General features: G+C 38.3%; 16 protein-coding genes. 13 read left to right on the top strand and 3 right to left on the bottom strand.

Going from position 1 to position 19,829, the window contains the following annotated elements; genetic code table 11:
* Nucleotides 1–3: 3 nt before the first annotated feature.
* Nucleotides 4–1,458, bottom strand: coding sequence for a glycogen synthase (locus AC3M61_RS04210; RefSeq protein WP_500779646.1), 1,455 nt, complete (start codon nucleotides 1,456–1,458; stop codon nucleotides 4–6).
* Between the two features lie 5 nt (nucleotides 1,459–1,463).
* Nucleotides 1,464–2,102 carry an MBL fold metallo-hydrolase gene (locus AC3M61_RS04215; RefSeq protein ID WP_500779647.1) on the bottom strand — a complete coding sequence of 213 codons (639 nt, stop codon included), beginning with the start codon at nucleotides 2,100–2,102 and terminating at the stop codon, nucleotides 1,464–1,466.
* A gap of 154 nt (nucleotides 2,103–2,256) precedes the next feature.
* Here AC3M61_RS04215 and rd point away from each other — a divergent pair, with 154 nt between their 5' ends.
* The 6 genes from rd to AC3M61_RS04245 all read left to right on the top strand — a co-directional run bounded on the left by rd (nucleotide 2,257) and on the right by AC3M61_RS04245 (nucleotide 10,088).
* On the top strand, nucleotides 2,257–2,418 hold the full coding sequence (gene rd / locus AC3M61_RS04220) for a rubredoxin (RefSeq protein WP_014451070.1): 162 nt from the start codon (nucleotides 2,257–2,259) through the stop codon (nucleotides 2,416–2,418).
* A 155-nt stretch (nucleotides 2,419–2,573) separates the two neighbouring features.
* Complete coding sequence (gltX, locus tag AC3M61_RS04225; RefSeq protein ID WP_500779648.1) at nucleotides 2,574–3,992, top strand: glutamate--tRNA ligase; 1,419 nt, start codon at nucleotides 2,574–2,576, stop codon at nucleotides 3,990–3,992.
* A gap of 30 nt (nucleotides 3,993–4,022) precedes the next feature.
* On the top strand, nucleotides 4,023–5,453 hold the full coding sequence (cysS, locus tag AC3M61_RS04230; RefSeq protein WP_500779649.1) for a cysteine--tRNA ligase: 1,431 nt from the start codon (nucleotides 4,023–4,025) through the stop codon (nucleotides 5,451–5,453).
* A gap of 20 nt (nucleotides 5,454–5,473) precedes the next feature.
* On the top strand, nucleotides 5,474–7,192 hold the full coding sequence (locus AC3M61_RS04235; RefSeq protein ID WP_500779650.1) for a proline--tRNA ligase: 1,719 nt from the start codon (nucleotides 5,474–5,476) through the stop codon (nucleotides 7,190–7,192).
* Nucleotides 7,193–7,311: 119 nt separating this feature from the next.
* Nucleotides 7,312–8,727 carry an RtcB family protein gene (locus AC3M61_RS04240; RefSeq protein WP_500779651.1) on the top strand — a complete coding sequence of 472 codons (1,416 nt, stop codon included), beginning with the start codon at nucleotides 7,312–7,314 and terminating at the stop codon, nucleotides 8,725–8,727.
* Entirely contained in the window at nucleotides 8,724–10,088 is a 1,365-nt protein-coding gene (locus AC3M61_RS04245; RefSeq protein WP_500779652.1) for an MFS transporter, read from the top strand. The genes AC3M61_RS04240 and AC3M61_RS04245 overlap by 4 nt, the downstream gene beginning before the upstream one ends.
* A 53-nt stretch (nucleotides 10,089–10,141) precedes the next feature.
* On the opposite strand, the gene AC3M61_RS04250 is transcribed toward AC3M61_RS04245, so the two are convergent.
* On the bottom strand, nucleotides 10,142–11,326 hold the full coding sequence (locus AC3M61_RS04250) for a type III PLP-dependent enzyme (RefSeq protein WP_500779653.1): 1,185 nt from the start codon (nucleotides 11,324–11,326) through the stop codon (nucleotides 10,142–10,144).
* A 133-nt stretch (nucleotides 11,327–11,459) separates the two neighbouring features.
* Here AC3M61_RS04250 and AC3M61_RS04255 point away from each other — a divergent pair, with 133 nt between their 5' ends.
* From AC3M61_RS04255 to AC3M61_RS04285, 7 genes are all read left to right on the top strand, one after another.
* Entirely contained in the window at nucleotides 11,460–13,109 is a 1,650-nt protein-coding gene (locus AC3M61_RS04255) for a sensor domain-containing diguanylate cyclase (RefSeq protein WP_500779654.1), read from the top strand.
* Entirely contained in the window at nucleotides 13,106–13,846 is a 741-nt protein-coding gene (gene truA, locus AC3M61_RS04260) for a tRNA pseudouridine(38-40) synthase TruA (protein WP_500779655.1), read from the top strand. The genes AC3M61_RS04255 and truA overlap by 4 nt, the downstream gene beginning before the upstream one ends.
* A gap of 74 nt (nucleotides 13,847–13,920) precedes the next feature.
* Nucleotides 13,921–15,072, top strand: coding sequence for a hypothetical protein (locus AC3M61_RS04265; RefSeq protein ID WP_500779656.1), 1,152 nt, complete (start codon nucleotides 13,921–13,923; stop codon nucleotides 15,070–15,072).
* A complete protein-coding gene (locus AC3M61_RS04270) occupies nucleotides 15,042–15,881 on the top strand; it encodes a TlyA family RNA methyltransferase (protein WP_500779657.1) in 840 nt (279 codons plus the stop codon). Before AC3M61_RS04265 ends, AC3M61_RS04270 begins: the two co-directional genes overlap by 31 nt.
* Entirely contained in the window at nucleotides 15,881–17,284 is a 1,404-nt protein-coding gene (locus AC3M61_RS04275; RefSeq protein WP_500779658.1) for a hypothetical protein, read from the top strand. The genes AC3M61_RS04270 and AC3M61_RS04275 overlap by 1 nt, the downstream gene beginning before the upstream one ends.
* A 14-nt stretch (nucleotides 17,285–17,298) precedes the next feature.
* Nucleotides 17,299–19,338, top strand: coding sequence for a chemotaxis protein CheW (locus tag AC3M61_RS04280; protein WP_500779659.1), 2,040 nt, complete (start codon nucleotides 17,299–17,301; stop codon nucleotides 19,336–19,338).
* Between the two features lie 47 nt (nucleotides 19,339–19,385).
* Entirely contained in the window at nucleotides 19,386–19,829 is a 444-nt protein-coding gene (locus AC3M61_RS04285) for a chemotaxis protein CheW (protein WP_500779660.1), read from the top strand.

Genomic DNA, 19,829 nt, shown 5'->3' on the forward strand with positions numbered 1-19,829 from the left:
TATTTACTGGATTTTCGATTTCGCACGCTGATAAAGTTTTACATATTCTTTCGCTGAATTGTCCCAGCTTAAATCCGTTGTCATCGCATTTTTAACCAAGGCATCCCAGTGTTCTTTTTCGTTGTAATAATACAGCGCCTTGGCTATCGCTTTAAGCAGATGTGCAGAGTCATACTGTTCGAATCCAAAACCGTTTCCTTCTTTTGTTTCAGGAATGTACTCTTTTAATGTATCTGCCAAGCCTCCGGTGTATCTTACTATCGGTATCGTTCCGTATCTGAGACTATACATCTGTCCAAGTCCACAAGGTTCGTATCTTGATGGCATAAGGAACATATCTGCACCAGCGTAAATTTTTTGAGCAAGTACCACGTCGAATTTAAGATTTATAGAGTATTTCTCTGGGTATTTTTCTCCCAGTTTTTTGAACATGTTCTCGTATTTTTCCTCACCGGTACCAAGAAGGACGAACTGTATGTCAAATAGCGAAACATAATCCATTATCTCTGCCATGATGTCGAGTCCTTTTTGGTCTACAAGTCTGTTTATCATTCCAATCATAGGAACGTCTTTTTCTGGTAAACCGAGCTCGCGTTGGAGTAGTCTCTTGTTCTCTTTTTTCTTTTCGATAGTTTCAAGGTTGTAGTTAACGTATATCCTCTTATCTGTCTCTGGGTTATACTCTTCGTAGTCGATACCATTTAAAATCCCATAAAGGTCCGCAGACCTTACACGCAATACGCCATCGAGTTTCTCACCGTATTCTTTCGTTTGAATTTCGCGAGCGTATGTTGGACTTACTGTGTTTATAACATCTGCAAAAAGAATACCGCCTTTCAGAAAGTTGATATTACCATAGAACTCTATACCATCAATATTAAAGAGATAATCAGGCAATCCTGCGAATTTCATGTAAGATGGTTCGAAAATTCCCTGGTAACCTAAATTGTGGATTGTTAACACAGAGGCTATTTTTGATAGCTTTTCATCGTTCTTATATATGGATTTCAGGTATACAGGAATCAGTGCGGTCTGCCAGTCGTTAACATGGATTATATCGTAGTGAAAGTCTAATTTTTTAATCGCTTCGAGCACAGCAGCTGAGAAAAATATCGCTTGCTCTGCCAAATCAGGTCCTTGATAAACTTCATCTGCACTAAAGTAATATCCGTTTGCAATTAAAAATACGTTCACGTTTTTACTGCCAGGTAAACTTGTTCTGTAAATATCGAACTTTTCTTCAGTGAGTAAGTGTGGAATGGAAATGCCTTCTGAGACTTTTTCAATAGTGTAACCAAACCTTGAAGAATTCTCATCAACCTTTTTATGGTATGGCATGAAGATGTCCACAACCATTCCCTGTTTTTCCAAATATTTCGGCAGTGCTCCGACAACGTCTGCTAATCCACCAACTTTGGCAAATGGATAAACTTCGTAAGAAACCATGGCAATTCTCATATTTTTCACCTCCTGAAATAGTCAATACTTCTTACGTACTCATCGTGGGTAAAAACTATATAATCACACTTCCTGCCGATGGTATTAATGAATCGTGCACAATCATCTTTTCTCAGCCATCTTATTATATCATAAAACTCTACGCGATTCATAACTATGTCCCCCGTGTACAGAATTTTACCCATATTTTCTGTATCAATGACAAACGAACAGTGTTCTTTTGCATGCCAAGGAGTGTGAAATACTAAGACTTTTCCATCGAATAATTTCATCCCAGCATCAATTTCCACTACATTTTTCCAAGAATTTATGATTTCAAGGTAGAGTTTACTCTTGAATAACCCAAATTTATTGTATGGTTTTGACTTGTAGGCACCATGGATATAGATAGTAGCGTTTGGGAAAAATCTTGTCGCATAGGCATGGTCTAAGTGTAAATGAGTTAATAGAATATCTGTCACGTCTTCCAAATTGATGTTATGATTTTCAAAATATTCTTCCAGAAATCCGAAAGAAGTGTAATCACCAGGGTCGATAAGTATTTTACGGTCGTTCTGTGTCAAAAGAACCGGAGTAGAGTAAGCAACTTCCACGTTTTTTGGGATTCTTATGCTCCCACCGTTGTTTATGATAGTTGCTATCATATTGAACCCACCTCCATACCGATTTACCCATTTTACACTCAACTATTTTAGCATCTAAACGATTCCTTAACAACAATCTGCAAAATGTTGGTTGAAAACTCTACGTTTCATGTGGTATAATACTTACACCCAGTAATTAGATGGAGGTGGAAATATGAAGTACAGATGTACCGTTTGTGGTTACATTTATGATCCAGAAGTTGGAGACCCAGATTCTGGAATTGAACCAGGCACACCTTTTGAAAATCTTCCTGATGACTGGACATGCCCGGTTTGTGGAGTAAGTAAAGACATGTTCGAACCTCTTGAAGACTAAGAACCTTGAGAGAATAAGGACGCACTAACATGTAACATTGACTTTCAAGATTTTACTCGTATTTTTCAAAAGTTCAAAAATTCGGGGGGCATGCCCCCCGATTTATGTATAGATAGTGTGTATCGAAAAACTACATAAGCTTCGGAGGGATATGGATGTCTAATAACGGTCAAGTTAGAGTAAGATTTGCCCCGAGTCCAACAGGTTATCTACATGTTGGTGGTGCAAGAACAGCTTTGTTTAACTATCTCTTTGCAAGGAAAACAAATGGAAAATTCATTTTAAGGATTGAGGACACAGACCTTGAAAGGTCCGAAAAAGTTTTCGAAGAACAACTCATCAATGCTTTAAGGTGGCTTGGGTTAGATTGGGACGAAGGACCAGACATTGGTGGTCCGTACGGTCCGTACAGGCAGAGTGAACGGACAGAGCTATACCATTACTATGCACAAGAATTGATAAAGCAAGGAAAAGCTTACGAGGTTTACGCCTACCCGGAAGAAATCGAACAACTTCGTGAAAAACTGCTTGCAGAAGGCAAGGCACCACATTACACACGCGAGATGCTTGAACCTTACAATACTCCAGAAAGGAAAAGAGAGTACGAAGAAAAAGGGTTAAGACCTGCGATTTACTTCTCTATGCCTCGGAAGGATTATGTAATTAATGATGTTGTAAAAGGCGAGGTTGTATTCAAAGCTGGCAGTGTTGGTGACTTTGCACTTTTGAGAAGTAATGGCATGCCTACGTATAATTACGCTTGTGTTATCGATGATGGTCTTATGAAAATAACGCATGTGTTAAGAGGAGACGACCACCTTTCCAACACTGTAAAGCAAGTTGCGCTATATGAAGCACTTGGCTGGCCTGTTCCTGTATTCGGTCATGTGTCGATGATTCTTGGACCTGACGGAAGTAAACTTAGCAAGCGCCATGGTGCTACTTCAGTTGAAGAATTCAAAGCAAGAGGATACTTACCAGAAGCTTTGGTCAATTTCTTAGCACTTCTTGGTTGGTCGCATCCAGAGGGGAAGGAAATCCTTACAAAAGAGGAGCTCATAAGCAGTTTCTCCTTGGAACGATTGGTTAAAAATCCAGCTATTTTTAATCCCGATAAGTTAAGATGGATGAACTCCGAGCATATCAGGATGAAGGACGCCAAAGAATTAGTAAAACTCGCGAAAACATTCATCAACAGAGCCGTTGACGAGGCTTATTTAGAAAGAGTTATTATAGCTGTAAAGGACAGAATCGAAGAGCTCTCTCAACTACCAGAGTTAACAGATTTCTTCTTCGAAAGACCAAATGTTTCCATAGAAAAAACCCTTGAAGCTGTTGAAACATATAAAGCCCTACTTGAAGAGTTACAAAAGGTAGAAGTTTGGAATAAGGAAAACATATACGCTTCGTTTAAAACAGCGATGAAAAATGCAAAACTAAAAGGTAAAGACTTTTACATGACACTTAGACTTATTTTAACAGGTAAGAACGAGGGACCAGAGTTGATAGATATTCTTGAAATACTTGGGAAGGAAGAAGTTATAGCACGTATTCAAAATTACCTGAACGCGTAAATTAAATTGACCAAAGAGTGGTGAATAACAATGAACAAAGTGTATATCACCGATACTTTGACAAAAGAAAAAGTTCCGCTCGAACCTATTGAATCCGGTATCGTAAAGATGTACGTATGCGGTCCAACTGTTTATAACTATATTCACATTGGCAACGCGCGTCCAATGGTTGTTTTCGATGCATTTAGAAGGTTTCTTGAATTCATCGGATACAAGGTTGTAATGGTTCAAAACTTCACAGATATAGATGACAAGATTATCAATGAAGCAAGAGAATGGGGAGTAGATTGGAAAACCGTTGCGGATACCTTTATCGCTGAATACTTCCATGACGCGCATTCTCTCGGAGTACGTGCAGCAAACTTTCATCCGAGAACCACGGATTTTGTGGACGACATAGTAAACGCTGTTCAAAGAATAATAGAAAATGGTTATGGGTATGTTGCAGCAAATGGTGATGTATATTTCAGTGTAAGAAAATTGACAAACTACGGTAAGCTCTCAGGCAAGAACCTAGACGATTTAAGAGCAGGTGCGAGGGTTGATGTCAACGAATTAAAACGTGACCCGCTTGATTTCGTCTTGTGGAAATCTGCCAAGCCAGGTGAACCAACCTGGCATAGCCCCTGGTGTTTGGGCAGACCTGGTTGGCATATCGAATGTTCAGTAATGTCCCAAAAATTGTTGGGTGATATGTTTGATATCCATGGTGGTGGTGAGGACCTCATATTCCCGCACCATGAAGACGAAATAGCCCAAAGTGAAGCATTAACCGGGAAACCTCCCGCGAAGTACTGGATGCACAATGGAATGATAATAGTTCGCGGTGATAAGATGAGTAAATCATTGGGAAACACTTTCTTGGTCAGAGAGGCTGTAAGGAAATACGGCAAAGACGGTGTGAAACTCTTCTTATTGTCGAAACACTACAGGTCACCAATCGAGTTCTCGGATGAAGTGCTTCAAGATAATTCAAAAGCAGCCCAAAGGGTTCACGCAGCATTGAATAGATTTAGGGAAAAATATCCGTATCCACTTGTTCCAAAAGAAGATGGAGAAATGAAAGAATTGGTTCAAAGGTTTGTTGAGGCGCTGTCTGATGATTTCAACACCCCTGTAGCGCTTGCTATCGTCTTCGATGTGGTTCGTGAGTTAAACAAGGCGATGGATAATGGAAACGATGAAAGAGCATTGAAAATGTATCACCTTATCAAACGTGTATTTGGGCCTGTTCTCGGCATTTTCGATACAGAAAGTGATAGAAAGTCACCGGTTTCAGCTACGTCGACTAATTTTGAGACTTTGATTAAGTCACTTATAGATATGAGAAATGAGTTTAGAAAATCAAAACAGTTCGATTTTGCTGATAGGATTAGAAATCTTTTATCCGAGTCTGGTATTAAGTTGTATGATACGCCTGAGGGAACAAAATACGAAATCGTAGAGAAGGAAGAAAAATAAGAAGTGGTGGAGGGAGCAAAATGAGGTATTCTCAATTTTACGCACCAACGCTCAAAGAAGCACCGGCTGATTCCGAAGTTCCAAGTCAAGAATTGCTTATCAGAGGAGGTTTTATACGTAAGATAGCAGCAGGTATCTATTCTTACTTGCCACTTGGCAGGCGCGTGCTACTTAAAATTGAAAGAATAGTCAGAGAAGAGATGGACAAGATAGGTGCTAATGAAATACTGATGCCAATAATTCAGCCCGCTGAATTGTGGAAACAGTCCGGTAGATGGGATGATTACGGACCAGAGATGATGAAACTTAAAGATAGGCATGACAGAGAATTTACACTTGGTCCTACACATGAGGAATTGGTAACATTTTTAGTGCAAAACGAACTAAACAGCTATAGACAATTACCAATAACTCTCTATCAAATTGCCAACAAATACCGTGATGAAATTCGACCAAGATTTGGAGTGCTGAGGGCTCGTGAATTTATAATGAAAGATGGTTACAGTTTCCATGATAGCTGGGAATCTCTGGATGAAACGTATAAAGCTCACAGGAAAGCATATTCAAATATAATGGAACGCATAGGGTTAAAGTATGCAATTGTTGAGGCGTCTTCAGGGGCTATAGGTGGTAGCGAAAGTCATGAATTTGTAGCTTTTGCCAACACCGGTGAAAGCAACATTCTGTATTGTGATTGTGGATATGCAGGAAATGACGAGCGTGTTCCGTATGTCGGAGAAGTTGTTTACGAAAATGAAGAAGAGAAACCTATAGAAAAGGTTTATACCCCAAACGTAAGGACAGTAGAAGATGTTGCTAACTTCCTCAACGTTCCGATAAGAAAAATAGTGAAAACTCTCATTTACAAGGGTAGAAATGGTTACTACATGGCTCTTGTTCCCGGTGACCGGGAACTGAACGAGGAGAAGTTAAAGGCATTTGTTAACGACCAGTCTCTTACTTTCGCAACACCAGATGAGATATTCAGAGACTTCGGTGTGCCAATTGGATTCTTGGGGCCTGTGGGAGTCAAGGGTATAAAGATTATAGCCGATAACCAGGTTAAGGGTATGAAAAATTTTGTAGTTGGTGGTATGGAGAAAGATTACCACTACGTCAATGTGAACGTTGGGCGAGATTTTGTCACTGATGAATGGACTGATCTTGTTGTTGCTATCGCCGGAGACCCTTGTCCGGTTTGTGGAAAACCCTTAAACATGAAGAAAGGAATTGAATTAGGGCACATCTTTAAACTTGGAACAAAGTACTCAGAAGCGATGGGAACAAAATATATGGACAGAGATGGGCAGCTAAAACCATTCATAATGGGATGCTACGGATGGGGTATCTCAAGAACGATGGGTGCGATTGTAGAACAGCTTCATGACGACAAAGGAATCATATGGCCAATCTCTGTTGCCCCATTTACAACAATCATTACCCCTGTTAGCAACAACGAAAATCTGATGAAATTTGCGACAGAGCTTTACAATTACCTAATCGAGCGTAACGAAGAAGTGCTTTTCGACGATAGAAATGTATCCCCAGGTGTCAAATTCAGCGACGCGGATCTGATAGGAATACCATTTAGAATAACGGTTGGTAAGGCTTTGAATGAAGGCTTTGTTGAAATTAAGTGGAGAACAGGGCATCAGTTCAGAATAGAAGCAGATTTTGAAAAGATTTACCAGTTCTTACAAGAATCGAAAGAGAAATACAATCCACACGAAAGAGTATAAACTGGTTAGAGCCAAACCACCCGAGACAAAATGTCGAAGGGTGGTTTGTTTTAAGTTCTTTCTCCAAGTTGTTATGCATAACTTCTGGAATTTACATCATCGAAGGGAGGTGTTTGGATATGTCCATCCCGGGTGTTGAGAAGGAAGGGAAATATATTTACAGGATTAAAAAAACGGGCAATATGAAGGTTGATGCAATAGTTCTTGCTGATTACGAAACTATAGATGAGGAACCTATTGAACAACTTAAAAATGTGGCGACATTACCGGGAATTGTAAAAGCGGCATACGCTATGCCTGATATACATTGGGGATATGGTTTTCCTATTGGTGGCGTTGCAGCATTCGATTTAGAAGATGGAATAATAAGCCCTGGTGGGGTTGGTTTTGACATAAATTGCGGTGTCAGAATGCTCGTAGTAGATGGTAATCCCGACATTGTAAAGAAGAACTTGGAAAATCTCATCAAACGCATCTACGAAAACGTACCCGTTGGAGTAGGTGAAACAAGCGATTTGAGGTTTTCAAAAAATGATTTCAAAAAGATTGTAGAGCAAGGAGCCAAGAAAGTTGTAGAAATGGGGTATGGAACAGAAGAAGATTTATTGCGAATAGAAGACAGTGGAGTATTGGAAGAAAGTGACTTTTCCGATGTTAGTGAAGAGGCTTACGAACGGGGTAAAGATGAACTAGGAACGCTTGGTGCGGGAAACCATTTCATTGAGATACAGCTAGTGGAAGAAGTCTATGATGAGGAAATCGCGTCTGTGTTTGGTATTAAAAAGGGAGATATAACGATACTTATACATACCGGTAGCAGAGGATTTGGTCATCAGATAGCAACCGACTACATAAAATACATGAGAGACAACCTCAAAGAACACAACAAGAATCTACCAGATAAACAACTCATAAATGCCCCCTTTAAGAGCGAGTGGGGGCAAGCTTACTACAGTGCAATGAACTGCGCTGCAAATTACGCGTTTGCAAACAGGCAAATCATAACTCACATGATTAGAAAAGCGTTCAAAAGTGTAGTTGGAATGAATGTCAGGCTTGTTTATGACGTTGCACACAACATTGCAAAAGTGGAGGAATACGAAATCGATGGAAGAAAAAGAAAAGTGATTGTTCACAGAAAAGGTGCAACACGAGCATTTGGACCTGGGAAACCAGCCTTACCAGAAGTTTTCAAAAAGACTGGGCAACCAGTCATTATCCCCGGGAGTATGGGAACAGCGTCTTACATACTTGTTGGAACCAAAAAGGCTGAAGAAATGACCTTTGGTTCGACAGCTCATGGGGCAGGTAGAGCACTTGGAAGAAGAGAGGCAACCAGAGAGTTAACGGTAAACCATGTTTTGAAAGAACTTGAATCAAAGGGCATCAAAATCATGGCGAAGTCTAAGAAAGGTATAGTAGAAGAAGCACCGGAAGCTTACAAAAATGTTGATAAAGTGGTTCAAATTGTCAATGAACTTGGAATTTCTTTGAAGATAGCGAAGTGTATTCCACTTGGAGTGGTTAAAGGATGAGTCAAGAAAGTGGTAAATTCAGGTTTCACAAAAACAAAAATGAATTCTTTTTAACGCTTGAGGGAGTTTTTTCTTCGTTTTACTTTGTTCTAACTCAAACAGCAATCTTTACAGCAGTAGCTATCTACTTCGGACTTGATGAAGTATGGTTAGGACTTGCTGCATCGTTCCCTATGGCGTTCCAGATATTTCAGCTTTTTGCACCTGCTGTTATCGAAAAGTTCTCTACCAAGAAAATACTTTTAGCATTTTTCAACTCAGGACGATTCTTGTGGGTAGTGCTACTTCCATTTTTGTTTGTTGAGCAAAGAAACCCAAAGCTTTTTATTGTTATCTTCGCTTTAAGTCAAGTTTTTGCTGCTTTTGCAGGTAATATCTGGGTAAGTATGATTTCAGACATGATACCAGAAGAGCGAAGGGGTAAATACCTGGGTTTAAGAAACTTTTTTGTTTCGCTTTCAACATTGTCGGTATTCTATCTATTTTCAGTTATAAGTGACAATGTCAAAATCCCATTTAACTTTCTGTTGATAATTCTCATTACAATGTTCGGAAGTTTCATTTCGCTACTTACATTGATGCCTCTTGAAGAAAGAAGGGCAACCAAAACAGGAACTGTTAATGATTTAAAACTTGTCCTTGCAGATAAGAACTTTATGAAACTGTCAAAAGCCTATTTTGCTTGGAACTTTGTGGTACTTCTGGCTGCACCCTTTTTTCCTTACCATCAACTCCACAATCTTAGATTACCCATGACCTATATCAGCTACGCTTCCATAACAGCTTCAGTTTTGTCTATGGTATTTTACACGATTTGGGGAAAGCTCTCCGATGAATTTGGTCACAAAAGTGTTTTAATTGCTGGTTTATCCATAGTGTCAATAACGCCAGCTATTTGGATTTTGATGAACGAAAGGGATTGGATTTTAGCCTTGGTTTTGGATGCAGTTCTATCAGGTGTAGGTTGGGCAGCAGTGAACCTTGCATTTATAACCCTTCCGATGGAAACAGCGTCTTCGAATTCACCAATGTATTTTGCAGTTTTCTCTGCTCTTGGTGGTTTGGGTGGAATGGTTGGTTCTCTTGTTGGAGGTCCCCTAGCAAGGTTTTTCAATTCTTTTGATTTCTATATAGGAGATTTCCATATTTACGGTTTGCAGATATTTTTCATAATAGAAAGTGTGTTGAGATATTCGATAGTTCCACTCTTTGCAAAGATATCGAGCAGAAAATACGTTTCTTTGCCGACGCTGTTTACAAATGTGCTTTCAGTTTTGTCTGGAAGGCATGTTGTGAGAATTCAGGAAGGAAACCGCTCAGATGTTATCATAGGCAGAAAAAGAATAAGCCGTTGGTGGTAATAAATAAGGGCTGGAAAATTCCAGCCCTTATTTATTAACGTTTACAAATTTGCTTAATCTTCTGAATTTTCACTTTCAACTTCTACAATTTCAGGAATTTTTACCTCGTATTCTTCGTCTGACAAAATTCCGTTTACAAACACTATCTTTGGTGAATCTATACCATTGAAATTTGTTCCATACTCGGTAGTGTAAGCACCTGCTGTGTGGAAGTATACAATGTCCCCAAGTGTTGTACTTTTTGGTAATTGAGCATCATAGTACATTACATCAACGCTATCGCATGTAGGTCCGGCGAGGACAAAAGTATCGAGTTCTTCATCTTCTTTACCGTCAACAGTTATTCGGTAGCGTATGTTCTGAATAGTTTCTGTCAGGCCATGGAACACACCTGCATCAAGGTATAACCAGTTCTCCTCACCTTTTTTACTTCTCAAGATGACTTTTGTAATCATAATTCCCGCATTTCCAACCATCGACCTACCGGGTTCTACTATGACGGTTATATTATCACCCAGGTATTCTTCCACAGCCTCGTTTATCACTTTTGCTATTTGCTTGACAGTTGGTATGTCCTTAATGTACTTAACTGGCATCCCACCGCCTGTGTTAATCATGGACAAGTTGACGCCAAATTCCTTCACTTCTTCAAAAACAATGGAAGCCTCCCTTATGGCTGTTCTCCAGTTTTCAGGGTTGTAGTTTTGAGATCCAACATGGAAACTCAATCCTATGGGGTTCAACCCTAATGTTTTTGCATACTTTACAAGTTCAATTGCATGACTTACGCTTGTTCCAAACTTTCTTGTAAGCGGCCAATCAGCATCGTCTTCCATACCGTTTGTACTTATTCTTACATAAATATCTGAGCCAGGAGCAACCATAGCTATCTTTTCTAGTTCCATTTCGGAATCTACAGCGAACATCCTAATACCATGTTCATATGCAAATTTTATATCTTCTAACTTTTTAATTGTGTTTCCGAAACTCATTCTGTGTGGTTCCACACCAAGTGAGAGTAGTTTTTCAATTTCCCCCCGTGACGCAACATCAAAATGGCTTCCCAAATCTCTTAGAAGTTTTACAATTTCGACATGTGAATTTGCTTTAACTGCGTAGTACACTTTACAGTTCCTAATATTCTCAACCAGGTTCATGTAATTTTGCTTTATCACGTTCAAATCCATCACTAAAACAGGCGTTCCATAAATCTCTGCAATTTGTCTGAGTTTTTCCATCTCTTTATATACCTCCTTGTGTAAAATGTCGGTCTTATGATAGAATATATTTGCCAGAATATACATAAACAGAAGTTTAAAATACAGTGTTAGAATGTTACAATCTGTATAACATAACATTGGGGGGAAAGAAGTGACCAAAAAAACTTTGATATTTGTATTTTCATTGTTCTTGATAGGTTCTGTCTTCTTGTTCTTCTCAAAACCGTTTGTTTTTAGTTACGACATACGGATGATTGCTGCTTCATTGATAGCTATGCTTTTAGCCCAGTATATTGAGATTCCCATTGGTGGGATTCGATTTACTGCCAAGCCTTTTTTGTATCTGTTTTTAATTCCTTTTATCACTCCGGAAACGGTGATGTTTCTCTCGTTGTTCACAATACCTCTGGTAAAGAAAATTCCTTGGCAAACAAAGTTTCTTAGATTAGCTTTTGAATTCTTGCAATTTTCAGTAGGTATCTTCTTGTTTAAACGTGCTGTATATGACTATCTGTCGCTGGTTTATTTTGCTGTCGGTTATTTTGCTACAAACATTATACTCAGTTTTGTTTACATACCCTTTTTTACAAAGACGAAGTTGAAAAACTATCTTAGTGTTGGATTTCTTGTGTTTTTACTAGGTCTCTACGCCTCTTTGATTGTAACGACGCTTTACATTTTGCCAGAAGTGAAGTTAGCCTATTTGATTTTTACATTTCTACTATATGCGGGTTTTTTGGTCCAATTGTATTATACAGTAACAGCACAAGTGTGGTACCAAGAATTGAAGTATGAGCAAGATGAGATTAAAAGGGAAATTGAAAACCTTTCAAAAATACCAGCTGTTTTGGAAGAACTGGGCACGGAGGATGTGGACAAAGTATTAAATGACCTGCTTGAAGTATCGTGTAAAATGATAGGTTTTTCAGCGGCATTACTAAATTTATTTGATTACAAGTCAGGTAGGGTCGTAAGAATTGCGAAGTATGGAATTAAAGATGAAGATTTTGAAATGCTTAAAACTAGGCAACCACAGATAAAGGATACACTGGTATTGATGCAAAGTCGTTTTGATGCAGGGGGTGTTTACTTTATTCCTAAAGGTAGTATTGATTTGGACCAAACATATATTTTTAGACCCTTAGAATATGCTGCAATTGATGTTAATAATGCTTGGGACCCAGATGATTTGTTCCTTGTACCATTAACATACGGTAACAAGACAATTGGTTACATTAGCTTCGACAAACCTGTCAATGGTTTAAGACCGGCAAAAAGAGAAATCGAACTTTCAAAGTTTTTTGCTTGGCAGTTTGTCCAAATTGTAAAAGAAAGTAAGTATCGAGGATTTTTCTTGAGTTATTACCCAGAAGAAGCTACAGTCTCAGAATTAATGGAAGAAATGTCGAAGGCTATAGAGATGAAACGGACCTTTTCGTTCGTGTATTTGGACATAGATAATTTTGATAAGCTTAATCTTGAAAAGGGTTACGTTTTCGGAGATGAAATATTAAGAGAAATCAAGAATTCTTTAGAAAATGAAGTAAGAAACTATGGGCTTTACACCCATGTAGGTGATGAGTTTATGATTTTACTGTGGACAAAAAGCAAGTCGGATGCACTGATGTTAGTCCAAAAAGTAATTGAAAATGTTAAAGAGAAGTACCCTTATGTGAGCATCAGTGGAGCTGTTGTCAAGTATCCAGTTGATGCAGACAATTTGGAAGGGATATTGAACAAAGCGAAAACCGCTTTGAGTGCAAGTAAGAAGTCAGGGGGAGGACGTTTAATCAACATATGAGAAGAGTAGCCATAGAATTCGCATACGATGGCACGGATTTTTTTGGATATCAACGTCAAAACGATGTGAGAACTGTGCAAGGAGAGTTGGAAAAAGCACTTGAACGAGTATTTAAAATGCCCATCCAAACATACGCAGCGGGGCGTACGGACACAGGTGTTCATGCTAATGGACAAGTTGCAGTGTTTGATTGTCCAAACGACAAACTTACGGAAAACGATATCAGAAATGCTTTAAATGCAAACCTACCGAAAGATATATACGTTAAAAAAGTCTGGTTTGCAAATGAAAATTTCAACCCAAGATATGAGGCAAAGCGTAGAATCTACCACTATTACATTTTAAATTCGAAAATGAACGATATATTCCTTAGAAGGTATGCTTGGTGGTTCCCGTATGAATTGGATATTATGAAGATGAGAGCAGGTGCTAAATATCTTATAGGGACACATGATTTTACATCTTTTAGCAAAAAGGGGGAAGAAGATATAAAGACAGAGAGAACCATTACCGCTATTAGAATTGTAAGATTGAAGAAAAACCTCATACTTGTGAGGGTTGAAGGTATATCGTATTTAAGAGGGATGGTTAGGAGTATTGTTGCAAACCTCGTAAAGGTTGGAGTTGGAAGCTGGGAACCAGAGAAGATACTGGAGGTGTTAGAATCAAAAGATCGCTCAAAATCAGCTGGATTGGCACCTGCGCATGGATTGTTTTTGTACAAGGTGTTGTTTTAGGCATTGTCTTTGCTGGTATTCAAATACCAGATGAAAGTTTAGATGCGGAAGTTTTATCTGTAATAAAAACTTGGATGGAGAGACCTCAAATTGTTGTTTTTGAAAGAAATATCCCTCCACAACTTTCTGTCTTTATCACTAAAGAACTGTCAAGCGCTGGTTTTTTTGTAACCAACGTAATCTTGAACAATGAGCTTGATAGTGAGATAGAACTTGATTTAGCCTCTGCATCCACATCCACATCGATTGATGTTTCTAATTTTGCTACTCGAGAGCTTTTGAAGATAAGTGTTGAATCTACAGGACATACTATTTCCTTGACAACGGAATCAGGTAAGGTAGTATTTGAATCTGAAGAAGATTTTTTGAGTGGTTTTCTCGAATACATTACCACCAATCTTAGTTTTGTTCGTATTGAAACTGGCTCAAGCAAGAATAAAACCGATTTATATCCAGAGACTGTCGTTTACGACCCAAAGTTTGGCAAGTTATACGTAACCGTTCCAACAGGCGTACCTTTGATAGTTGTTCCAAACTATATGAACTTCATACCAGCTACTGTAACTATGGATGGAAGCCTTTATAAGGATAAAGTTCTCTACGTATCTGAAAAAATCCAATATCAAGTTGATTCATTACCGCTTTTATACACAGGTTATTCTATTTTGACGGATAACTATATTCTTAACCTTAGAACTGGCAGGAAAGAAGTAATTTCTTCAGTACCAATATTTGGCTGGGACAAGTATATCATTTATGCAGATGGTTCGATTAGTGATGTGTCTCTTACTTGGAAATTGAAGGTTTCGAATGCTCCTCTGGATTTTTTGCTGGTAGAGAATATGCTATATCTATTGGACGTTACTAAAAACGTTTATGTGGTAAACCTTAAAACCCGCAAAGTTATTTTTGCAGGCACTTTTGAAGAGGCTATTTGTTTCGATTATGACGAACATAGGGCAACTGTGATATTAAAATCTTTGAAAGAAAACTACGTTTTGTCTGTAAATGGTTCAATAAAAGTGGATAGAACAGGAAATTTCTTCAAAAATGATTTTAAAAGGCTATATCCAATATTCACCAACATCAAGGATTTTGGTTTTGGCTTTTTTTATGATGATGTTTACCTCGGCAATTCAATTTTCTACATGTTTGTCTCAAAAGGCGTGTTGAATGTAGTAACGGATGTGGGAACATGGCAAGTGGAAATCAAAAAGAAAGATTAGATGTAGTTATGGTCAAAAACGGTCTTGCCGAAAGTAGGACAAAAGCCAAACAAATTATCCAGTCCGGAAAAGTGTCAGTTAATGGGCAGATATGCAAGGAACCGTCCAAATTAGTTAGCCTTTCTGATAATATAGAGGTTTTAGAGACTCTTAGATATGTCAGTCGTGCGGGTTACAAAATCGAAGGCCTGTTTAATAATATTTCTCGGACAGGAGATACAGAAATAGAAATTCGTGGAAAAGTGATATGTGACATAGGAAGTTCAACAGGTGGTTTTGTTGATTTCTTTATCCAAAACGGTGCTCTAAAAGTTTACGCTGTTGATGTGAATACAGAGCAATTACATCCCAGGCTACGAAGCGATGAAAGAGTGAAACTTATTCAGAAAAATGCGAAAGAATTGAGTTTTGAAGACTTGGGAGAATTTGTTGATATTGTTAGCGTAGACGTTTCTTTTATATCCGTCAGAAAAATTAAGAAAAACATTTTGAATATACTGAAACCTGGAGGATATGGTATAATTTTGATAAAGCCACAATTTGAAGTTGGCTATCCTCATCATGGAGTGATTAAAGATAAATCAGAGCATGTGAGGGTTTTAAAAGAGGTCGTGACGGATTTTATGAAAGAGGGTTTTAGGTTTGTGCTTTTAGATTTTTCCAGGGTGCCTGGTGGAGATGGAAATGTTGAGTTCTTCGCGGTATTTCAAAAATGTTTAGATGATTCTTACGATAAAAACATTTCTGATGTTTTTTTGGGTAACGCGATAGTTGAGGTTGTTAACAGTGCTTGGGAGGAGCTCAGGTGATGGCGAAAATCACAGACTTAAAATTAGTCCTCACAATTTTTCTTGCACTCATTACCTTAACAACCGTTCTTGCAGATTCTGATATAATAGATTTGGTTCATAAAGATTATGATTTCTTTATCAGAGTTTCGAACGGTGGTAATTGGTACGAGGAGCTTAAGAAGGTACCTTTTTTCTCTTTTGTTTTAAATAGAAAGGGATTAGGATTTGAAGAATCATTCTTAAGGATACTTGAAGACATGCGCTATCGAACAGGTGTGTTACCTTCAATTATCCAAGAGGCGATTTCAACAGATGTTTTATTTGCTTCTAAAGGAATCCAAATTGACTTGAGTAGCGTCGTGTCGTTCGATATTAACTACTACTTCGACTTTGTAAAAACTATAGCCACGAACAGTTTCTTTGCTTTTCAAACAAAGTCTCCGTCGCAGTTTATAAAGGGAATGGCGTATCTGCTCTCGGTTAGTTACAAACCGTTGCCAAATAATCAGTATTTACTTGGCGATAGCCTTTACTGTGGATATTCTGGAAAGTATTTTGTAATAGCTGGAAGTAAGACAGCGTTAGAGTTGGCATTAAAGACTTATGCAACTCCAGACATGCAATTATCAAGAACATCAAAAGTTTTTGAAAGGTTGAAGACAGGAACATTTTTTATAAGCGGGTATTCGAAACCAGAAACTTTGAGATTTAACTTACCTGGAGCATTGATTGACTCTTCTGAGTCAGAATATGTTCTATTTTACTCAACTGTTTCTGCAGGAAACCTTAGCATAACATTTGAACAGAAAAATAAGAATCAGTTGACAACTAAACGTATAAGTGAGAATATCGGAAACATTCCCATGGCTTGGAATTACTACTTATCGGTGCCTTCAAGTGACACGGAAAGCGTTGTTGAGATTCTCAAGCAGTGGTTACAGGGTTCCAATGCAGATTTAGTAAGAGTCCTTGAGTTTGTTTCGGTACTTTCGAAATCCTCTTCAAATGTTTACGTTGTTGGCAGACTCGAAACTGGAGAGTTTCTATTTATATTCGATAATTCTAACGCTAAGGTTTTAGAAACAAGTGTTGCTAAACTTGGTGCAAAGTACGATGCGCAAAAACAAGAATGGGAAATTACTTTTCAAAATTCTAAATTGTATGCTTTTTACATTACAAATAGGGTTTTTTTTGGCTCAATTGATAGGGCAAAATACGAACGGTATGAAAAGACTAGAAGACGGTTGAAAGAATTACCAATGTATTTTGATTTCTCCAAACTTACAACATATGACTTTAAACTTTTACTTGACATTGGTGATATAATTAAATCGACCACAGGTTTTAATGTGTCTTCTAAAATGTTATTTTGGAAATACACTGCGGGTTATTTCAGCTATTACAAAATTATAATCTCCTAAAAGGAGGGAAGAACATGGGAGAGCACAATGAATATCTCAGCGTATTTATCGACGAATCAAAAGAGTATATTCAACTTCTGAACGAAGCGTTACTAGAACTAGAAAAGAATACATCTGACGTTGAACAAATTAACAGAGCTTTTCGGGCGTTACATACTCTAAAGGGCATGGCTGGAACCATGGGGTTTGAGAAGCTTGCAAAGTTGTGCCACAGAATGGAAAACTACTTGGATGCGGTAAGAAGCGGGAAGGTAGAAATTACAAGTGATGAACTTGACTATTTGTTTGCAGGTCTTGATATGATAGAAAAGATGCTAAAAGCTATTGTTGAACATGGTTCAGATGAATTAGATGAAAGTAGTGAAGGACTTGTAGAAGTGTTTGAGAGAATTGCAAAAGGTGAAAAGGTGGAAAAAAGCAGTAGAAAAATTGATAAAGCTGAGGCTGGCGAGTTGAAAGAAACGAAGGGAAGCGAAGAAACGAGCACAAAAGTAGTTACAGAAAGTTTCACTCAAGAGGTTTTAAAAGATGTGTTGGAAGAAGCTGATAAAAAGGGCATCCCTGCTTATCACATCGTTGTAAATCTCCAAGAGGGCACACAGCTTAAATCAGCAAGAATGTACATGGTATTCCACACGCTTGAAGAAATAGGCGTTGAGATAGTTCACTCTGTACCACCTGTCGAGGATATAGAGAACGAAAAGTTCGATTTAACTGTAGAATTGATAGGCATTGGTAATGTACCTCAGGAAAAAATATATGAAAGGATAATGGGGATTTCAGAAATTAAAAGCGTAATTGTTAAACCACTGAAGGTTGAAGAAAAGAAAAAAGAAACGGCTGTTGGTAGTGAAGCTAAAGAATCTGAAGAGCAAAGCGTAAAAGAACAAAAAAGAACAAAAATTACACAGACCGTGAGAGTTGATACGGAAAAGCTCGATACATTGATGAACTTGATGGGAGAACTTGTTATTGCAAGAAGCAGGATAGCAGATATTTTGAAAAAGTACAATATCAAAGAAGTGGACGAATCATTGGCACAACTTAGCAGAATAACCTTGGATTTACAAAACATTGTCATGAAGGTCAGGATGGTACCTATCGAATTTGTCTTCAACAGATTTCCAAGGGTTGTTAGGGATTTGGCACGAAACTTAGGTAAGGAAATCAACTTTATCATGGAGGGTGAAGAAACAGAACTTGATAGAACGTTTGTTGAAGTAATAGGTGATCCGCTGGTTCACCTCATCAGAAATGCTATTGACCATGGAATAGAGACGAAAGAGGAAAGAATTGCGTTAGGAAAACCTCCGATAGGAACTGTTAAACTGTCAGCACGGCACGAGGGTAACAATGTTGTTATTGAAGTGGAAGATGATGGAAGAGGTATGAGCCGAGAGAAGATATTGAGAAAGGCAATAGAAAAAGGTTTAATAACCGAAGAAAAAGCGGCAGCGCTCCCGGATGAAAAGGTCTTTGACTTTATCTTCCTACCAGGTTTTTCAACAAAAGACCGGGTTAGCGAACTCTCTGGTCGAGGCGTTGGAATGGATGTGGTTAAAAACACCATAGAATCTTTGAATGGTTCAGTTTCCATAGAGAGCAAACCTGGAAAGGGAACAAAAGTGACTATACGCTTACCACTCACGTTGGCGATAATCCAAGCATTGCTCGTTAAGGTTAACAACTACGTCTATGCCATTCCTATCTCCATTATTGATAGCACCTTAATCATTAGTCCTGAAGAAATAAAAGTTGTCCAAAACGAGGAAGTCATCGTTATCAGAGGAGAAGTTATACCGTTGATAAAGTTGTGGCATGTGTTTAACTTCCCGCACGAAGAAACCCCGAGTGAAATGAACGTTGTTGTTGTAAAGCATGGGAATAGAAAATATGGGCTAACCGTTGATACGCTTATTGGTCAGGAAGACATAGTTATCAAATCTCTTGGAAAGATTTTCAGCGATGTCAAAATCTTCAGTGGTGGAGCCACGCTTGGTGACGGAAGCATTGCGTTGATATTAGATGTAGCAAATATTGTTGAGATGGCATGATAAAGACTGAAGTTGAGTTTTTAACCAATTTTAAGGGGGTGAATATTATGGCAGATAATATGGAATTTGAAGTTCTTGTTTTTAAAGCACTTAATCAAGAGATGGCGATTGGTGTTGAAATGGTTGAAATAGTCATAGAGAAGACCGAAATAACACCGGTTCCAAGAGCTAAGAAAATAATTGAGGGCGTGATTAACCTAAGAGGAAAAATTGTTCCGGTTATAAGTCTCCCAATGTTGCTTGCCAATGAGAGTAACACTGAATATAGGAAAATAATAATTGCCAAGCTAGAAGATGTTGAGTTTGGGCTTATGGTCGACGAAGTTGTCGGAGTTATGCGAGTAAGAAGCGAAGAACTTGAAACAAACCTTGGCAAGATGAATACTTACGGTAAAAAAGCAAAAGGTCTTATAAAGAAAGACGCACGTTTGATAGTATACCTCAATTTAGAAGAAATAGTCAAAGAAATTATAGGGTCGGAGGTGGCATAA

This window comes from Fervidobacterium sp. (assembly GCF_059913585.1).

Excerpts from the sequence above, each read along its gene's own strand:
- AC3M61_RS04210 (WP_500779646.1), bottom strand. The coding sequence starts at position 1,458 with ATGAGAATTGCCATGGTTTCTTACGAAGTTTATCCATTTGCCAAAGTT.
- AC3M61_RS04215 (WP_500779647.1), bottom strand. The coding sequence starts at position 2,102 with ATGATAGCAACTATCATAAACAACGGTGGGAGCATAAGAATCCCAAAA.
- rd (WP_014451070.1), top strand. The coding sequence starts at position 2,257 with ATGAAGTACAGATGTACCGTTTGTGGTTACATTTATGATCCAGAAGTT.
- gltX (WP_500779648.1), top strand. The coding sequence starts at position 2,574 with ATGTCTAATAACGGTCAAGTTAGAGTAAGATTTGCCCCGAGTCCAACA.
- cysS (WP_500779649.1), top strand. The coding sequence starts at position 4,023 with ATGAACAAAGTGTATATCACCGATACTTTGACAAAAGAAAAAGTTCCG.
- AC3M61_RS04235 (WP_500779650.1), top strand. The coding sequence starts at position 5,474 with ATGAGGTATTCTCAATTTTACGCACCAACGCTCAAAGAAGCACCGGCT.
- AC3M61_RS04240 (WP_500779651.1), top strand. The coding sequence starts at position 7,312 with ATGTCCATCCCGGGTGTTGAGAAGGAAGGGAAATATATTTACAGGATT.
- AC3M61_RS04245 (WP_500779652.1), top strand. The coding sequence starts at position 8,724 with ATGAGTCAAGAAAGTGGTAAATTCAGGTTTCACAAAAACAAAAATGAA.
- AC3M61_RS04250 (WP_500779653.1), bottom strand. The coding sequence starts at position 11,326 with ATGGAAAAACTCAGACAAATTGCAGAGATTTATGGAACGCCTGTTTTA.
- truA (WP_500779655.1), top strand. The coding sequence starts at position 13,106 with ATGAGAAGAGTAGCCATAGAATTCGCATACGATGGCACGGATTTTTTT.
- AC3M61_RS04265 (WP_500779656.1), top strand. The coding sequence starts at position 13,921 with ATGGAGAGACCTCAAATTGTTGTTTTTGAAAGAAATATCCCTCCACAA.
- AC3M61_RS04270 (WP_500779657.1), top strand. The coding sequence starts at position 15,042 with ATGGCAAGTGGAAATCAAAAAGAAAGATTAGATGTAGTTATGGTCAAA.
- AC3M61_RS04275 (WP_500779658.1), top strand. The coding sequence starts at position 15,881 with ATGGCGAAAATCACAGACTTAAAATTAGTCCTCACAATTTTTCTTGCA.
- AC3M61_RS04280 (WP_500779659.1), top strand. The coding sequence starts at position 17,299 with ATGGGAGAGCACAATGAATATCTCAGCGTATTTATCGACGAATCAAAA.
- AC3M61_RS04285 (WP_500779660.1), top strand. The coding sequence starts at position 19,386 with ATGGCAGATAATATGGAATTTGAAGTTCTTGTTTTTAAAGCACTTAAT.